The organism is Paenibacillus dendritiformis (assembly GCF_945605565.1).
GTDB lineage: Bacteria > Bacillota > Bacilli > Paenibacillales > Paenibacillaceae > Paenibacillus_B > Paenibacillus_B dendritiformis_A.
The window spans coordinates 351,646-369,790 of the sequence record NZ_OX216966.1; the positions used below are offsets into that span (position 1 = coordinate 351,646).

An 18,145-nucleotide genomic window follows, 5' to 3' on the forward strand; every position below is an offset into this window, starting at 1 on the left:
TTAAACTTGGATTGCATGTTCCGATACGCCGCGTGTCCGGGAACCCGATTACATCGGGTAACCGCCGTCGATCGTTGCGAGCTCGGTTTTGTCTTTCTTCTGCTTGATGTAGAGGCTGAATGTTCCAACCCCTTCCGTGTCGCCGTACGTCTCGGTGTAATCGACGACGAACGCGTTAGGGAAGTACACCTTGCGCACGACTTGATCCGCGGCGATGACTTCCAGCGTCACTTTGCGGTAGCAGTCCGCCTTCTCGGCCGGAACGAGCGACCACAGCGCCAGCTTCTTCGTGTCGTCGGCATTGTCGCCGTCGGTCGCCGTGATGATTTTGCCGGAGATGCGCATGGTCGCGCCAACGTCCGTCGATCTTGCGTTGGAGTCGTCCGGCGTGTCGGTGTCATAGACGACCTTTTGGATGTTGTCCATGCCGAGCTCGATTGTTTCTGCACCTTCTACTCTGAGAATGAATCCCATGAATACTACCTCCTTGAATGTGGATGAGATTGATGCCGGAGGCGATGAACGCTTCCGGGATTTATGTAGAGAGGCGAGCTTGGTTAAGCACACCTCCAACATACGTTTCCAAAATCCGGCCATACGGGTCACGCCTTGACCGGCGTCGTGCCTTTCGTGATCATGACTTCAAGATTTTTCACATTGCCATTGAACACGAGATCGATGTGGCACAGATTGCTCTTGTCATCGATGATATAGGACATGTCGTCGCCATCTTGAATGATGGAGTTGACATAGCCGCGCGTACCGAGCCATTTGCTCTTTTGGCTGCTCGGGTTGTTGCTGAAGAACTTGACGATGTTCTCATGCTTGAAGTCGCCCGTCTGGAAGCGGAGAATGCGCTCGATGTACGTGCTGACCAGCGTCTTATAGAGCGGATCGAAGCCGCCCTCCGTCATCGCCATGCTTCTCGCCTTGTACACCGTGATGCGCTTGATGTCCTTGTCCTGCAGCTGCGCATTCTCGGAAGAGAAGACGAAGCCGAAGTTTTTCCGGTTAATCGCATCCTTGATGTTGTTCGTGAAGCCGGTAATCTCCTTCGCCATCGTCGTGACGGCGCGGAGCGCATGGTCGCTTGCCTCGATATCGAATCTCACACCCGGATATTCCCGACTTACGTTTTTGAACGATTCACGCAAATATTCCGGACACTGGTATGCAGCCACGATGCCGGCGGCAACGTAAGCGGCCCCAATATAGACGCCCTCGATCCACAGCTTGAGAATATCCTCCTTCTCCTTGGACAGCTGAACGCCATGCTCCGTCTGCAGCATGCGGCTGTCGATGACGACGCCGGACTTGTCCTTCGGAATAACCGTGAAGTTCGGGACGCACGGAATGGCGAATTCGCTGTAATCCTTGCGCACCATGACGCTGCACTTGTCGATATATTTGTCGAGACCGGAGGTCGCCATGCTGCTGAAGGTCGTCTCTTCGCCCGATTCGAAGCTGAAGAAGACCTGAACCTTGTAGTCCTTGACGACTTGAAGCAGCATCGTCAGCGACTCCATCGTGTTCCCTTCCTGCTTCACGGCCTTCCCGTTGCCCCGGAAGCGCTCGCGGGTCACCTTCACCTTGCCCGCCGATTCCAGCTCAACCGAAGGCACGATGCCGAACCAGATCGTGTCGGCGAATTCGTTCTTGGAGTTCACCGTGTTCAGGTACGTCTCCAGGCGCGGAATATTATTGCTCTTCACCGTCATGTCGAGCGTTGCGTTCGTGATGAGCATCGACGGCTGCATCCCTTTATTCTTGGTCGCATACTGGTCGAAGAACATGCGGACGCCCAATAATTTCTCCACGAGCGGTTTAACCGTTTTCACGAAATCGTCCTTCGCATTCTTGTAAAACTCGAGATAGGTGTTGTAGTTCTGCACTTCCGTCTCGACATCCACCTCGGTCTGCACCACAGGCAGCGGGCAGAACGTGCGGACGACCAGGTCCTTCACGTAGGAGGACGGCGTCTCGGAGATCGACTCGTAATCTTCCTCGAATACGGTAGCCAGCCCGGTGCTGCTATTGTCATCCATCAGCATCAGCTCGGTGCTCTCGCTCTTCGGCGCCTCGATAATTTTCAGTTCGCCCGCGTCTCCGATCGTCAGCATCCCGATCTGAATCGCTTCCGCCTGATTCTCTTCCCGCGAGCCGCCGAGCAGGAGGCGCGTCTTGATATCTTCGATCGCGAGCGGAAGCATCGCCATCACGTTATTGTAATTTTTGCTCGCATCCTCGAACATCGTGTTCAGCTTGTCGCCGAGATCGAGCTTCTTCGGATCTCCCTCGTCCAGCTTGTCATACTGGGTGTACAAGTAATGAATCTCCTTCCGCACCTGGCGGATGTCGTCCATCACCTTCTTCGGCGAGATCATGTCCAGCAGATTCTCGAATTTGAAGTCGACGTTGGTGATGCCCTGGCTGCGCTTCGTGTCAATGAGCGTGAACAGCATTTTCAGAAAATCATTGCTCTGGTCGATCTTGATCTCCGAAATGCAGTCGTCCGCGATCCCCTCCGGCTTCTTCAGCGTGTACATCACCTTCTGGTTCGCAGCATTGAAGAATGAGTATACGCTTGGGGAGAACTTGTCCAGGAACTCGTCGAAGCTGCGGACAAGCAGATGCTCGTTGACTTCCTTGATTTTGTCGTCGCTCAGACTGTCAATCCCTCTGACATCGCCTACGATGGTCAGAAGATCCAGCTTCTCCGGGTTGATCTCCTCGAAGAGCATGGCACGGTTCGTTTGGTTAATGATGTCCATGTCGTTCAGCAACATGATGTCAAGCGGTTACGGCGTGGGCCGCAGCCGGCTTGCCAATCATATGCTCCTCCTTTCTATCGCTTGATGCATGTATTGCTTCGGGCGAAGCGGACACCGCCCTGCCGGGCAAACGTCCTGTCCCGCAAGAGGAAGCGGCCGGCATAAGGCAGGAGACGCAATTCCCCTCGGATTCCAATTGAGTATAAAGGCTCTTTCCGTGAACAAACAGGATTCACGCCCCATGACGAATTGGACAATAATGACTAATCTCAGGTAATCGCATGGAACTACATTTTTCGAGCGGCAATCTTTCGCACGAACGAAAAAATATGGAAATCGAGCTTATTCGACTTTATCTTAAAAATATTTTCCTCAATGTGTCAATGAGTCTTCGAATCGGGACTTTTGGACCAAAAATCTAGGCTTTCTTTGACAACAAAAGTCGAATCGTGGAAAAGCTATTTAGAATTGCCTGCGAGAAACCGATTCTATTATTTGGAATTGTAAGGATTGCTGCGAGGTTCCTAGATGACCATAAATCTACCATTTACAGGAAAAGGTGATAGGATGAATAAAACGATGTCTACGCACAGCGGACTGTTCAAGGGGCTGGCGGCTGCCATCGCATTGCTCGTGCTGTGGAGCAGCGGGGGCGGCGCAGTGCCCGCATTCGCCGCCGACAAGGACGCAAGCCCGGCCGCCAACGCGGCCTCGCAAGGGATCGACGCCGTCTTCGTCCTGGACGTCAGCTACTCGATGAACGAGACCGACAAGGACGGCATCGCTGCCGAGGTCATTAACATGTTCATGGATATGAGCGATTCCGCCAAGACCCGGATCGGCTTCGTCGCCTACAACGACCGCATCGTGGAGACGCAGCCGCTGACGTCCATCGCTTCGCCCGGGCATCAGGCGAAGCTGAAGCAGAAGCTGCAGCATATGCCGCGCTACGGCTATACCGATCTGGGGCTCGGCCTGCGCACGGGCGCGGAAATGCTCGCCTCCGACAAGGAGAAGAGCGGCGTGCCGTTCCTCATTCTGCTGTCCGATGGCGGCACCGACTTCGGCTATGCGTCCCGGGGAAGAACGGTGGAGGATTCCAACCGGGACGTGAAGCACGTCATCAAGCAAGCCCAATCGCAAGGCTATCCCATCTACACGATCGGCCTGAACCACGACGGCTCGGTCAACAAGGAAGAGCTGGAGCGGATCGCCAAGCAGACGGGCGGAACATCATTCATTACCGACAGTGCGGATGATTTGCCCGATATTTTCAATCAAATCTTCGCCCACCAGATTCAGTCCGTTCTCGTAACGGTCGCAGCGGTAACGGCGACCGGCGAGCTTCAGGAGGTGAAGGTGCCGATTCCGAATTCCAGCATGAGCGAAGCGAATATTATACTGCTGTCTTCGCATCCGCTGCGGGAATCCCAGCTGTATTACAGCTCCAAAAACGTGCGCCTGTACGAGTCGAATAAATACCGTCTGATGAAAATCATCCGCCCCGAACAGGGTGAACTGGTGATTAAGCTGCGGGGCAAACCGGGAGATTTCGTCAAAGTGAATCTGCTCGGGAACTATAGTTTGGGACCGGAACTGGTTCTTGAGTCCCAGGAAATTATAAAAGGGCAAAATACGAAATTTTTATCATACCTGCAGCATCCCGACGGTTCCCGGCTGGAGGATCCGCATGTATTCGACACGATGCAAGCGGAACTTGTCGTAACCTATCTTGACTCCGGCGAAGAGGAACGGACTCCGCTGGCAAGGAAGGGGAACGGATTCGAAGGGGACTATGTGTTCCGCCAATCCGGTTCGTACCGCTGGCATGTCTATTTGCATGGCCCGGACTTCTACCGCATGAGCCCGGAGATAGAACGGAAGGTGGAGAACCTGCCGCCGGAAGCGGTCGAAGCCTCGCCCCTCTCCCTGACCAAGGAAGATGGGGAAGTGCGCATCGATCTGAGAGAATGGTTCCGCGATCCGAACGGGGATGCACTGACCTTCCAGCTTCAGCCGCCAACGGATAATAAACTGGAAGGCGCTTATATCGAGGATAATTGGCTTGTTGTAATGCCGCGGAAGACAGGCGATGCCTCGCTTGCCGTGCAAGCCTCCGATCCGGAAGGCGGCACCGCCGTCTCGACGCTGGCCTTCACGGTTAGGTCCTATTGGGAGCGGCCGCTTCAGATCGGAGCCGGCATCTTGATCGCGGCGCTGATCGGCGGCGCGGCCTACCTGTGGCTGCGGCCGCGGCCCAAGTTCGCCGGGCGGCTGGAGGGCTACTTCCTGAATACCGCCAGCGGCAATGACATCCCGGTCGCCTTCTGGCCGCTGTCCTCATTCGACAAGCGCCGGGTCAGCCTGGCTGATCTGTTCCGCAGCCTCGACATTCATGAGCCGCTGCCGGAAGCGGACCGCATCTTGCTGGAGCCCGGGAAGGAGGGCGTGCTGCGGGTCGTTCACCATACATCCTGCGCGGTGGACAAAGGGCGGACGCCGATTCCGAAGGGCAAGAAGGAAGTTGTGCAATATAATGAGAAAATCTATGTGACGTTCGAGGACGGCATGACCGAGATCGAGCTTCGTTATAAGCCGCTCAAGTCAGGCGCCGTCTCCACAGGACGTTCGCATTCACTGCCGGAATCGAGCTGATATGCGGATAGGGGAAGAGCCGGGGCATCCGCCCCGGCTCTTTCTGTTATCGCTTCATAAGTATCCGCTGCACGCTAGCTCCCGCCCCGGGACATCGACTCTTGGTCCGCCGCCTGATCCGGTAGGCGTTGACCTTGCAGCCTCTCCTTCAGCGCCCATTTGAGATGCTCCGCATAGAGCGCGATCCGGAACGGATTCAGCGAGGCCGGGCGCTTGCGGGCGTTGATGGCCAATCCCTTCGTAACGACCCGGGCCAGCAGAGGGGTCGTGCCCCGGCTCCGCTGCCGGATCGGCTCAACCTGATCCCGGAACAGCCGCTGAGTCACATCCAGCGGCGGCTGGCCGCACAAGCAGAAGTACAGCGTCGCCGCCAGGCTGTATATATCGGCAGTCGGATCCTGCCGCGCTGTCTCGGAATACAGCTCCAGCGCCGAATAGCCCGCCGTCGTGAAGATCGGCTGCCTCCCGCCCGCTTCATAATGCACCGCCGATCCGAAATCGATCAGCTTCGGTCTTCCTTCCCGATCGATAATGATATTCCCCGGCTTGATATCCCGGTGAATCAGGCCCTGTCTATGTATATATTCCAGCGCATCAATGATCGGCAGCATCGTCTCCTTGTAGAAGCGGGCCTGGGACGGCGCCTGGCCTTCTCGAATATATTGTGCAAGCGTCATGCCCGGGCAATAGGCCGTTACGAGGTAGACTGTTCCGCCCTCTTCGAATTGATCGACATAATCGACGATGCACGGATGACTCAACCGCTCCAGCAGCGGCCCTTCCTTCGCGAAGATATCCCGCTGCTCCTCGAATTGCGCCCTCGCTCCAGGCACACGGCAGCGAACGGAGCGCCGATCCCGATCCCGGCGTGCCAAGGCTTGCGGGAAAAATTCCTTGATCACGCACCATGACCCGCTCTCGATATGTCTCGCTTTATAGACGATGGACAGCTCGCCGCTCGACATCACTTTTCCTATCCGATACTTGTTCTGCAGCCTCGTATTCCGCTTCAAGGCCGACTCGTTGACCGTCTGTGCCACCTGATTCCCCCGCTCCGCCGTCCGCGCCTGCATGCCCCTGCCAATATCCGGCGCTGTGCCTGTACTTTCCTCCATTGTAGCAAGATCTCCTAACATTTGCTATTTCCTTGTCAACATTCCGCTGATTGCTCCCTATTCCGACAAAAACATCCTGCCCTGCCGGGCAAGATGCCTTCTATGGCAGCTTCGCCTCCGCCTGTTCATCCTGGCGGGCCGTTCCCCTGCATCCTCACGCGGTTACGCCCGTCCCTCTTCGCCGCATACAATCCCCGATCCGCCATCTGCACGAGGGCTTGCGGATCAGGACAATGCTCTTGCTGTCCCGGGATCCAGGTGGCCGCCCCGAGACTGCAGGTCACAAAATGGCTCACCTCGGACGCCTCATGACGAATGGTCAACGACTCCACCTGCAGCCGGATCGCCTCAGCGGCAATGGTCGCATTCATAGCCGGGGTATGCGGCAGAAGGACGGCGAATTCTTCGCCGCCATACCGGGCCGCGATGGACAGCGGCTGGGTGACCGCGGCCTTGACCGCCTGGGCCACCTGCCGGAGACATTCGTCCCCCGCCAGATGCCCGTATGTGTCGTTATATCGCTTGAAATCGTCGATATCGAGCAGGATGAGCGACAGCGGACGGTTCTCCTGCTTCATCCGCTCCCATTCCTGCTGCAGCATCAAGTCGAAATAGCGGCGGTTGTACACGCCCGTCAAGCCATCGGTGTAGGAGAAATCGGTCAGCAGCCGATTCGCCATTTGAAGCTTCTTGTTCGCTTCCTTCAACTTTCCCTCGGCGGCGATGCGGTCAGTCACGTCGCGGAAATAGACCGACACGCCCTGCCCCGTCGGGAAAATCCGAAACTCCAGCCAGCGCTCCTGCTGCTTGTCATACTCCGTGAGTTCCGCCGGCTCGCCCCGCTCCATCACCTGATGCGACATCGCATACATCTTGCTCTTCAACAAGAGAGGGTTGACGGTCCAGATCGAGCGGCCCTTGACCGCCTCGAAGTCAAGACCGGTATATTTCTCCGCTTCCTTGTTCATATACGTATATTCCCATTTCTGATTCACGGCCAAAAAGGCATCCGTAATGCTGTCCAATATCGTCTCCACCCGCTCCTGCGACTGCTTCAGCGCCGTCTGCGAATGAATCAGCCGGACATACAGCTGGTTCAGCTCGTGGAAGAACACGGTCAGCAGCGCCGTCGAGGAGATGAAGGAATTGATGCGGGCGGCATACCAGCCGATGCTGTACCGCTCTCCGGCGAACAGCGTCAGATTAATGTCCATCCAGAACATAAACGCGGACATCGTCAGCCACAGATGCAGCAAGCTCTGCGCGCGCGTGGCGATATACAGATAGACGAGGGCAAGAAGATTGAGAAGCCACAGCACGGGGCCGATTCCCGAGCTTATCACCAGGCGGTAATGATTCTGTTCGATAACAACCGGCAGCTCGTCCCGGAACTGCCCAAGCAGGTACGCCAGAACCGCAGTAAGCAGCACCACAGCACCGAAGATGGCTGCGACCGTCGCCTTCTCCCTGCGCTCGGTCTGGGCCGATTTCCATTTCCGGAGACTATAGGTGTACAGAATAATGCCCAGCGGAAAGCCGGCATGCCAGATCACCCAGAACCAGACCGATGTCTGAGGTCCTGCATGCAGCAGACCCGTAGCGGAGAAAATGCCCGGAAAGGTCAGCAGATACGGGATCGTAATCAAGCCGGCGAACAAAAAGGCAGCCGCGAGCAGAAGAATCGGCTTATACCCCGTCGCCCGGAACTGGACATACAGCAAGTAAGCCGTCATTAAATTCCCGAACACAATCCAGGCAATAAAAATGGGAAGGAACGGCCGGACCTCGGGCAGCGGCATGTCGACATAGGGGCTGATCAGCAGCGAGACGGCGAACACCCCGATACTGATAGACAGGGCGGTCTTTCTCTGCACCGCTGTTGCCGGAATGTTAATCAGACTCGTTAACGGGTCACGCATGCGCAGCATGGAGTGGAATCAACCTTTCGTCAGTCAATGGCTCATTTCGTCGAATCGTGTCACATCTTACTCTCATAGTAACATACTATCCGTCTGTGAAAAGGAAAAACCGGGCCCCCAATCGCTGGAGCGCCCGGTCCGGCATCCATCCTATGCAGTTCAGCTTGGGCGCCGCCCCACAGCGCGCATTACTTCCGTCTGCGCGGCGCTTTCCCCTTCTTGCCCGGTCCTGGCGCGGCCTTCCGCCCGGAGCGTTGTCCAGCCGCGGACGAACCCCGCTTCCCCCCGCCCGCGGTGACCGGCGCATGGCCGCGGCGGGCAGCCTGGGCCGCCCCACGGCCGCCCTTGCCCCGCTCGGCTTGCGCCCGGCCGTCGGCCTTCCGCCGACGGTCTGCCGGACGCTCTGCGCCGGCTCCCGCGCGGGCCGGGTTCGGCCGCTGCGTTCGTTCGCCGCGGCCTTCCTCCTGGCCGCGGCGCGCTCCAGGTCGGCCGCCCGTGCCGCCACCGGCTCTGCGGCGTTCCGGCCCCGCATCTGCCGCGCGGCGTGCACCGATGCCCCGTTCGCTTCCGCGCCGTGCGGCTCCGCGTCCGCTCTCGCCGCGCTCGTTCTCGCTGCGCCCGCCGGACGGGCCGCCTCGGCTCTGCCGGTGCAGCTTCATACGGATGACCTGCTCGATGAGAGCGAGATAACTCTCATCCCGAGGCGCGGCCAGCGTAATGGCCCATCCGGCTCCGCCCGCACGGCCCGTCCGGCCGATCCGATGAATATAGCTCTCCGCATCATGCGGAATATCATAATTGAACACATGCGTAATTCCTTCCACGTCCAGTCCGCGTGCGGCCAGATCGGTCGCCACCAGCAGCTGCACATTCGCCCGCCGGAACCGCTTCATCACCTGCTCCCGCACCGCCTGGGTCAGATCGCCGTGCAGTTCGTCCGCATCGTATCCCTTCGCCTTCAATGCCTCATACAGCGTCTGGGCCCGCCGCTTCGTGCGGCAGAAGATGACGGCCTGATAAGGCCGATGCTCGTCGAGGAGGCGGAACAGCGTTTCCTGCTTCGCCCGATCCGTCGTCTCTACGACGAGCTGGCGAATGTCCTTCACCGTCACCTGCTCCGCCTCCACCCTTATATCAAGCGGCGACCGCATGAAGCGCGCAGCGAGCGCGCGGACCGGCTCCGGCATCGTCGCCGAGCAGAGCAGCGTCTGCCGGCTGGACGGCGTGTGCGCGATGACGTCCTCCACTTCGGGAAGGAAGCCCATATGCAGCATCTGATCGGCCTCATCCAGCACGAGAATACGGATGCCGGAGCCGTCGAAGGTGCCCCGGCGCAGATGATCGGTCAAGCGGCCCGGCGTGCCGATAACCAACTGGCATGCTCCCTGCAGCTTGCGGATCTGCTTCTCCACATCCTGGCCTCCGTAAGCGGCCAGCACATGAATACCTCCGCTTCCATCCGGGGCGGAGTCCGTCAGCTTCTTCGCCTCTGCCGTAATCTGCAGGGCCAGCTCGCGCGTCGGCGCGACGATAAGCGCCTGCGCATGGGGCTGCCCCGGATCGATCCGCTGCAGGATCGGGAGCAGGAACGCCAGCGTTTTCCCCGTTCCGGTCTGTGCTTGCAGCACGGCATCCCGGCCAGCCAGCGCGGCAGGGATCGCTTGCATCTGAATCGGCGTCGGCGCCGTAATGCCTTGCTTCGTTAATCGATTCGCCCACTCTTGGCGAATGCCCAATGGTATAAAGCCTGACAGACAGGCCACCTCATTTCTTCGCTATGCTTACGCATCGGTTTCTCTGTTGCTATTCATTGATTCATTGATTTCACTGTGCCGAATCGCCGGATTCGATAATCCGCTTCACCCGGCCGACCTGCCCGTCCTGCAGGCGAACCTTGATGCCATGCGGATGATAGGCCGAATTCGTAAGAATATCTTTGACGACGCCCCGGGTTGTCTTGCCGGTGCGCTGATCCTGCTTCAGGACAATATCCACCTCGAGGCCGGGGCGGATGCTCGCCCGCTGCTGACCGCTCTGCTCCATATGCTTCCCTCCTTCACGCACGCATCCACCCGGTCAGACCGGGCGCCTCTTCAGATGCGGCCCTCTACTTGCGGCACACGGCGACACCGATGAAATACCGCACCCCTTCCCGCGGCTTCTCGAACGTGACGCCGCGCTGATAGTAAATATCCGTCTCCGCGAACCGGGTGAACAGCTCCGCGAATTGCTCCGGCGTCAGCTGATGCACATGGAACGGCTCGTTCGTCGGCATTCCTCTCCCCCTGCCGAACGGACTCGACAGCACCAGGACGCCGCCCGGATTGAGCATCCGGTACAGGTTGTCCATCAATTGCCGATCGTCGGCCACATGCTCCACTGTCTCGAAGCTCAATATCGTATCGAAGGTGCCCAGCTTGCCGGGCAGCTCCGGGTCTGTCGCATCCCCTTCGACGTGCGTCACCTTCTGATGATGGTACTCCCGCCGTGCATATTGCAAGGTCGGAAGGTCATTGTCGACGGCGACAATCTCCGCCACCTCCCGCTTGCGCTCCTTCGCGACCAGATGGGAACCGTACCCGGTCCCGCAAGCGATATCGAGCACCCTGCCCCGGGCATACGGCGTCGCGAAATAATAGCGGGCGATATGCTCCAGCAGCATCCCGTTCGTCGGCTTCATCAGCTTGGGGATAATCCGCTCCCCCGTCCATTCCAGCATCTATTCACGCTCGATTCCGTTTTATTTTCCCCATGTTACAGGAAAGCAAGGAAAAATGCCACTATTCAAGGTGCGAGGGCCGGCTGGCAGACGGCAAATTAAGAATGACTGGCTGTCCTCGCCGCCCTTGGACGGATACCGTCCCTTTCTTCCCCTGCCCCGGCATTTATTGAACCCGCCTTTACATTCAGCTTCCCCCAAAAGCTTTAAAAATGCAGGATCTTCACTGGAACCGCTTTTTGAAAAGAGCAATCCTGCAAATGTGCAGGCTGTTGGAAAACCCCTGTTTTTATCATGGGGTGGAGATGTCCCTTTATACAATCAAAACTTGGCACTCAGAATTTTTTCTACGGAGAGACGAGCTCTACTCTATAAAAAATGAAGTGGGGAAATGTTCCTATAGACTTCTCAATGGCCTTATTTTACGGATCCAAGAGAACGCGTCGGATCCTGGGGGCATCATCGCCTTCAGGAGTCATCATTGCCTCCTGGGACTTGAACGTGTGGAGGGATTGCTGCTATTTTACAGGAATTTCGGCTCAATGAGTCCACATCCCAAGGAATTGCTGCAAATCTGCATCATTTTAGGCCCTTTTGCTTCAAGTCGGAGTGAAACGGGTGAAATTCCTGCAGTTTTGCAGGATTCCCATTCTGGTAAAGTCGTCCGTATCGAATTGCTGTATTTACGCAGGATTTCGCTTACCGAACAGGCGTGTCTGGAGAAATCGTGCAGTTTTGCGGATTTCGCCTACCGGATAGACGTGTCTAGGGAAATGGTGCAGTTTTCAGGCTGTTGGAAACCCCCTGTTTTTACGAAGGGGGGGAGATTATCCATTTTCCTACCCAAAACTCGGCACCCATAGCGTTTTAAATTGATTTTTTCTACGGAGAGACGAGATCGACCACATAAAAAACATGAAGTGCCACAAGATCCCTTGGACTTTCTCAACAGCCTGAAATGTGCAGGAATTACGGCCATTTGAGCTAGAATTTCGGATAAACGAGAGAAAAGCTGCCGTTTTGCAGAAATTTCACCGAATATACCCGCTGCAGGAACAAAATGATGTAAAATTGCAGGATTCCATATTTCCCCTTGTTCTTCTGCTCATTAAGGCTCTAGCGCGGCCACTCCCCAACCCAACACACCAAAAGGACCCGCCGCCATGACGGGTCCTTCTCTATCTTACTCGCGCTTTTCCGGGGCCATCGTCCGCTCACCCCGATACAGCCCATCCGCCCGGCAGCGGATCGAGGCTAACCTAGCCGTCCGACAGAGGCGTCTGCCCGCTCCATGTCCGCGATATAAGCGGCAATCTCCTGCTGCCGTAGGCGCAGTGTCTGCTGCCGGGCCGCCAGCTCCTGGCGGAACGCCATGAACCGCTCCCGGAGCTCCGCCGCGGATTCGCCCTTCCAATCGGCAATCCGCTGCAGCTGCCCGTGAATATATTGTTCATTCTGGGCCAGACGCTGAATGAGCTGCTCCATCTCCCGGACAGAGCGGCGCAGGTCATTCAGCTCGGCCAATATGCGATGCTGCATCGATTAGCGCCTCCTTCGTCAGTCCTCATGGTTACGCCAGGCCGGTATCGGCCTGATGGAACTCCTCCGCCTTGCGCCCAATATATTCCGCCATATCGCGGGTCGCTGCGGCGTACCATTCCTTCGTGCTGCGCAGATCCTGGCTGGCGGCCTCCGTAATGGCCGTGAGCCGCCGGCTCTGGCTCGTATGCAGCAGCTGCGCAATCGTGCAGAGCGCCGCCCCCGCTTCATGATGGAACTGCTCCACATGGCCCTGCAGCGTGCGGGCGACCTGCATCAGCTCCTGCGGCCGCAGCTGCAATAGCCCGCCTCCCGATCCGCCGGGCAGGCCGGACGCCTGGAGGGGAGCGAAGAGCGGATGGCCCATCGCGCTCGCGAACAGGGCAGGCAGCGCATCCGGGGCGAGACGATCAATCAGCGGAAGACGAGGCGAAGCATTCAGCCGCTCCCCTGTCAGCCGGTTCACCAGTTCATTGCTGATATTGCCGTCCTCGTCGAATTTATAGTGCTTCATGGAGTGATGATTTACGCCGAAGGGCGTTTCCTTCAGACGCCGGGCCGCACCGATCGCCCCTTCATATTCCTGGTTGGCGGCGGCGTAGTCATCGTTGATATAGTAGGTGGAGCCGACATGCCGTTCGTACTCGCTGAGCGCTCCCGCTCCGATCGCATCCTTCGGGTTGACGTAATTCGTAATCAGATCGTCGAATCCCCCTTGCTTGGCCTGCTTCGCCAAATCTTCCGGCAGCAGGTTCATGACCGACGGCGCGCTGTAGGTGACAGCTTCGACCTGATGCTTGGCTGCCGCGTACTGGGCCAGCGCTCCGCCCAGCGAATGGCCGGTCAGGGAGATCTCCGCATTCGGATACTTCTCCTTCAGCGCCTCAACCAGCTGATCCGCCCGCCGGAACTGATTCGTGCTGTATTGAATATGCTCCGACCCCGCGTTCCGGAACGGGTTCAAATACGCCACGGCCGTCTTGACGGGAGAGCTGTACGTCTCCTCCAGCTCCTTGAAGCGCCCCTTGACGATATCGTGATAATCCGTCAGCACGTCGGGAACGGTGCGCGATAATCCGCCCGTCGGTTCCGTCCCGCGGAAGGCGACCACAATCTGATTCGTATCCTTGTTCCGGAAGACGGCCGCATCGAATCCGGAGTAGGAGTCATGAAGCTTGGCGCCCTTCGGCTCGATGACATTCCACGATCCTGCGGCTCCGTCGTAGCGGCCTGGGGGAAGGTCATCATAGGCGGAGCCGGACATGCGTACATAATCCTTGTCAGAAATATGGTTTCCTTTCGCCATATACGCTCCTTTTATTTCATAAAATTGGATGTTATAATATTTTATTATAGAAGATTTCCTGTAGGAGTGAAGCCATTGGTACGAAAAAATTTCCTCTTTACAGGTTTTTTGTTCCTGATGTTTGCATTTCTTATAGGATGTGGTGCGCAAATGAAACAGCCTGCAGAGGAGCAGCGGCAAGCGGAGGCAGACAAGGCGATGGCCGTCGGGACGCAATATTTCAAGGAGAAGTACGGCCTGGAGGTCGACTGGACGAGGCATGAGTTCCAGCCTGAATATGTGTCCGACTATCTCGCCCTGTACGGGAATGTTCACGGCAAGCCGGATCAGGAAGTTTATGCCCAGGTGGATTATAAGACATTCGAAGTGATTAGTACGGTTAGACCGGAAGAATGAGGGCCCTGACTAGGCCCTCATTGAATTTTACGGAGATAGAAGAACAAGCCTGAACCTTCGAGAGGCGGCAGGCTTGCGGATGTTGAATGTGATCAAGATCGGACGACGTCCGCCCGGTTATTGGATTTGATAGCGCTTTTCGACCTTTTTGCCAAGCAACCACAGCAGGAACAATCCCGCTGCCGCCACGAGCAGACGCCACGGATGAGAGATGAAGCCCTGCCAATCATGGCCGACGAAGGACATCATGAATACCATAACCCCTTTGCCCAGCACGACGGCGGCGACAAATATCCGCTTCGGCACATTGCTTACGCCCGAGGCGATATTGACGAAGAAGGAAGGGGTGAACGGAAAGCAGTACAACAGGAACAGCGGCGTAAAGCCTTTGCGTTCAATCCAGGAGAAGAAATGCTCCGCCTTCGGGTATTTCGCTGACAAATAGGTGCTGAATCTCCCCCCGAACCGGCGCGCGGCCAGGAAGACGAGCAGCGCCCCCGCGACCGTACCGATCCATGAATAGATAAAGCCGAGCCACAAGCCGTATGCGGATGCATTGCCCGCGACGATGATGAACAGCGGCAAGAAGGGCAGCAGTGCCTCTACCATTGGCAGGGCGATGCCCGGGATGGGGCCGAGCGAAGAATATTTCTCCAGCAAGGCTTGAATCTGCTCCATATCAAGCTGTGACAAATAGTGATAGGTACGTTCCAACCATTCCAGCATGATGACTCCTTTATCTTCTATGAGTACTTCCGCCTCTTGTGACGCACTTTGGTTCGCAGATCGCCCCGATAGACGAGCTGCAGGGAAGGAGAATGACGGAAATCCTCCGGCGTCACCCATACCCAGCTCTTGTCCACCACGTACATTCCATGCTCCTGCAGCATGGAGGCAACGAATTGGGAGCAGAAATACGCATTCTCCCGGCGGATGTGTATATTAAAAATGATGCCGAACAGGCCCAGCAAATTATATTTGTACTGCTCCGGATTCTGCTCCATCTGCTTCAGGCGCAGCCGGATCCGTTCATATGTTTCCGTGCTTACGGTACAAGAGTAGAGCGCACATTGCGTAGGACGAGCCTCGGTCCGAACGAGGTAGCCCTGCACCCGCTCCTTGACGAAGCCGCCATAGAACGGATTGAGAGGATGCTTCCTCCCGAAGCTGTACACCTCCCGCAGCTCGGAATCGAGCGCGATCGACGCGTGATTAAGCGGCGCCTTCGTATAGAGCCGGATAAGTTTAGAGAAAATCGTGCCCGTGTCGGTAAGAAGGATATAAATCTTTCTCTCTTCCACCATGCTCACCAACCTGTTTTAATTTCAAAAATAGAATGAATAAAGAGCTCCTGCCGGCGTCTGCTCACGAGGAGCGGCCGTGCGAACAGGACGTTTTTCCATATCCGGTACATGCAGAATAATACCGCTCGTGAACTGGTTTCCTGACAGTGAGATGCCCTGCCAGCGGCCCGGCCCAGTGTATCATCCTCTTCTATTGTATTGGAGTGGCGGGTGCAATAACACAATCCCGCGACCAGATTCGACCTAGACCATTGTCGGGGACGAGTTGGAAGATAGTATAACAATCATACACTCACTGATCTCGCAGCATGCTTGCCGCAAGCTCGCATTGGCGGGCCAACCTCCGGCCCTGAGACGGCCCGCAGCGGCCCATTCCTGCTGCTGCGCCTATTGGCTGCTGTGGAGATTATAACATTAATCACAGGCCCCTTGCTATATATTACGGTAAGGATCGCTGTAACTGCTTAGACAGAATCTGCATCCATAGTGAGACGGCAGGCTCTCGGGCAATTGGCTCTAATCTTGCCATGCCGCTCGCCGCTTTGCCACGAGCCGAAGCTTGTACACCTGGCGGCCAGGATAGTAGAACTCCACATTTCTTCGGCAGGTCATTTATGTTATCGGGATCTTACGGTTATAGCAAGAGCATTCCAGCAGTCCCTCACAGGTGTACCGGGAAAGATGTTCTCCATAAAGCGTATGATCTACTGAAGATAGATTAAAGGATATGCGGCATCGTTCAACGCCCCAATCTCAATGTCGATACTATCATAAAGAAATCTTCCCGGATACCGGATTCTTCTCGTATGATTCTTCAAGCCAAGCATGCGAGAGCGGCCGCTAAGCGAGGCATGCCAACCCTATTCCGTCTACCTGCTGGTACGGACAATATGATCGGCCAATCGCATCGCCAAAGCGACCGTAGCATTGGTCGGATTCGCAGCGGCAAGCAGCGGTATGGTGCTATTATCGGCCACATAAAGGCCGGGAACGCCGTGAACCTGCCCATACGGGTTGGTGGCCGAGGTTGCCGGATCCGTTCCCATTCGGCATGTGCAGGATTCATGCACATCGCTTCCCGGCGGCAATAAGGCCGGCTCCCCGTCCAATGTGACTCCCATTGCATTGGCGGATTGAATAATCCCGTCGCGCATTTGTTGAATCACTCGCTGATCTGTGCTGCTGTAGCTGAACTCCACTTGGTTCAAAGGCACTCCGTACTCGTCCCGCTGATTCGGATCCAGGTACACTCTGTTCTCCGGCCGCGACTGTACCAGCCCGAAAGCGGCATATACTATACTCACTTGATCAGGGAGCACCTTGTCCTCGAATTGCTGGTATGAGAAAAATTGGTTCGGTCCCAAGATTTGAATTTGATAGGGAGAATGCCTCGTTTCACGCTTCAAAATCGCAAGGTTGCCGATGTTTTCTGTAAACTCCCGGCGGCTTATTTTACCGGTTCCCAATACAAAGGAATGATTGGTCAAATAACGCCCGATTGCCGGTCCCTGGATGCCCGAATTGAGCAATATGCGGGGCGTTTCCAACGTACTGGCGGACACGACCACGTTTTTTGCGCGAATGACATGCTTTCTTTTATCCGGGGACGCGACAGTAACGCCGGCGGCCCTTCCGTTTTCAACCACGACGCTCGTCGTATAGGCATTTAAGGCAAGATCGAATGGCTTGTCGTTAAGGGCATACGCGAGAAAATGAATGGAGCTGAACCAAGCGTTGGAATGAATCTGCCCCATATGAGAACCGCTCATATCAATGGCAAGCGGCATATTGGTCGCTTCCAGTATGCCATGCGCATGAAGCCGGTTCATCAACACCTCCTGCATGGATGAACCGTCGGCATAGGCTGACGTACAATGCAGCACGCGCTCGGCAAGCCGGAAATATACATCCAATTCTTCCGTGCTGATAGGCCAATATTGGAGCTGGAATTCCGCCGGCCGAGGGCATGCCGCATTCCAGAACAATGTCCTGCCCCCAAGAGCAAACGTTAGCCTGGCACCGGAAAAGCTGGGAAGCCGCGCTCCGATATGCGTGGAATTATCAGGCCACAATTGATCGCGCATGCGGTCGACATTCATGGTTGGTACATTTAATGCGTGGGAATGAAGCAATTTATCTCCTTTTTCGAGGATACCGATGCGCCTTGCCCCTTGATTCCTCCATAATTCGCATAACCGGTAAAGCGTCGCTCCTCCGCCGGCGCCGCTGCCGACAATCAGAACGTCATAATACATAGCGGCCATCTCCTCAAGTGATTTGGCCGGTATCCAATTATTGGGATACACCCACATGTAATCCGCTCCCTTCACAATAAGAATTCTATTCCAGTCCATCTTTATGACCTGCGCCTTGTCTCGTATACCCCATTTTCGTTGTATGACCTTAGCTTACGAACTTCCA

Annotated in this window: 14 protein-coding genes; 2 read left to right on the plus strand and 12 right to left on the minus strand. The window is 56.3% G+C overall.

The features are described 5' to 3' along the window. Positions 1-48: 48 nt before the first annotated feature. Together NNL35_RS01450 and NNL35_RS01455 are read right to left on the minus strand one after the other, a co-directional pair. A complete protein-coding gene (locus tag NNL35_RS01450) occupies positions 49-474 on the minus strand; it encodes a hypothetical protein (RefSeq protein ID WP_006677002.1) in 426 nt (141 codons plus the stop codon). A 128-nt stretch (positions 475-602) separates the two neighbouring features. After that, positions 603-2,771: a hypothetical protein gene (locus tag NNL35_RS01455; protein ID WP_006677001.1), complete on the minus strand. Its 2,169-nt coding sequence runs from the start codon at positions 2,769-2,771 to the stop codon at positions 603-605. 579 nt (positions 2,772-3,350) lie between these two features. On the opposite strand from NNL35_RS01455, the gene NNL35_RS01460 reads away from it, so the two are divergent. Further along, positions 3,351-5,426 carry a vWA domain-containing protein gene (locus tag NNL35_RS01460; protein ID WP_006677000.1) on the plus strand — a complete coding sequence of 692 codons (2,076 nt, stop codon included), beginning with the start codon at positions 3,351-3,353 and terminating at the stop codon, positions 5,424-5,426. A 74-nt stretch (positions 5,427-5,500) separates the two neighbouring features. On the opposite strand, the gene NNL35_RS01465 is transcribed toward NNL35_RS01460, so the two are convergent. From NNL35_RS01465 to NNL35_RS01495, 7 genes are all read right to left on the minus strand, one after another. Then, positions 5,501-6,541: a serine/threonine protein kinase gene (locus tag NNL35_RS01465; RefSeq protein ID WP_006676999.1), complete on the minus strand. Its 1,041-nt coding sequence runs from the start codon at positions 6,539-6,541 to the stop codon at positions 5,501-5,503. A 125-nt stretch (positions 6,542-6,666) separates the two neighbouring features. After that, complete coding sequence (locus NNL35_RS01470) at positions 6,667-8,469, minus strand: MASE4 domain-containing protein (protein WP_006676998.1); 1,803 nt, start codon at positions 8,467-8,469, stop codon at positions 6,667-6,669. 179 nt (positions 8,470-8,648) lie between these two features. Continuing rightward, positions 8,649-10,196 carry a DEAD/DEAH box helicase gene (locus NNL35_RS01475; protein ID WP_006676997.1) on the minus strand — a complete coding sequence of 516 codons (1,548 nt, stop codon included), beginning with the start codon at positions 10,194-10,196 and terminating at the stop codon, positions 8,649-8,651. An 88-nt stretch (positions 10,197-10,284) separates the two neighbouring features. Continuing rightward, positions 10,285-10,503 (minus strand): YwbE family protein, encoded by a 219-nt coding sequence (locus tag NNL35_RS01480; RefSeq protein WP_006676996.1) that lies wholly within the window; start codon positions 10,501-10,503, stop codon positions 10,285-10,287. A 64-nt stretch (positions 10,504-10,567) separates the two neighbouring features. Beyond that, positions 10,568-11,179 carry a class I SAM-dependent methyltransferase gene (locus NNL35_RS01485; RefSeq protein ID WP_006676995.1) on the minus strand — a complete coding sequence of 204 codons (612 nt, stop codon included), beginning with the start codon at positions 11,177-11,179 and terminating at the stop codon, positions 10,568-10,570. Between the two features lie 1,254 nt (positions 11,180-12,433). Further along, on the minus strand, positions 12,434-12,718 hold the full coding sequence (locus NNL35_RS01490; protein ID WP_006680071.1) for a hypothetical protein: 285 nt from the start codon (positions 12,716-12,718) through the stop codon (positions 12,434-12,436). 31 nt (positions 12,719-12,749) lie between these two features. Beyond that, the gene (locus tag NNL35_RS01495) at positions 12,750-14,024 is read right to left on the minus strand and encodes a Tle-like phospholipase domain-containing protein (RefSeq protein WP_006680072.1); all 1,275 of its coding nucleotides are present in this window, start codon (positions 14,022-14,024) and stop codon (positions 12,750-12,752) included. A 150-nt stretch (positions 14,025-14,174) separates the two neighbouring features. On the opposite strand from NNL35_RS01495, the gene NNL35_RS01500 reads away from it, so the two are divergent. Further along, complete coding sequence (locus NNL35_RS01500; protein WP_006680073.1) at positions 14,175-14,420, plus strand: hypothetical protein; 246 nt, start codon at positions 14,175-14,177, stop codon at positions 14,418-14,420. A gap of 117 nt (positions 14,421-14,537) precedes the next feature. Here the strand turns inward: NNL35_RS01500 and NNL35_RS01505 are convergent, their stop codons facing one another. The 3 genes from NNL35_RS01505 to NNL35_RS01515 form a co-directional block, all read right to left on the minus strand. Next, positions 14,538-15,146 (minus strand): TVP38/TMEM64 family protein, encoded by a 609-nt coding sequence (locus tag NNL35_RS01505; protein ID WP_006680074.1) that lies wholly within the window; start codon positions 15,144-15,146, stop codon positions 14,538-14,540. A 17-nt stretch (positions 15,147-15,163) separates the two neighbouring features. Next, complete coding sequence (locus NNL35_RS01510) at positions 15,164-15,724, minus strand: C40 family peptidase (RefSeq protein ID WP_006680075.1); 561 nt, start codon at positions 15,722-15,724, stop codon at positions 15,164-15,166. 869 nt (positions 15,725-16,593) lie between these two features. Further along, complete coding sequence (locus NNL35_RS01515) at positions 16,594-17,979, minus strand: GMC oxidoreductase (protein WP_006680076.1); 1,386 nt, start codon at positions 17,977-17,979, stop codon at positions 16,594-16,596. Positions 17,980-18,145 lie beyond the last annotated feature (166 nt).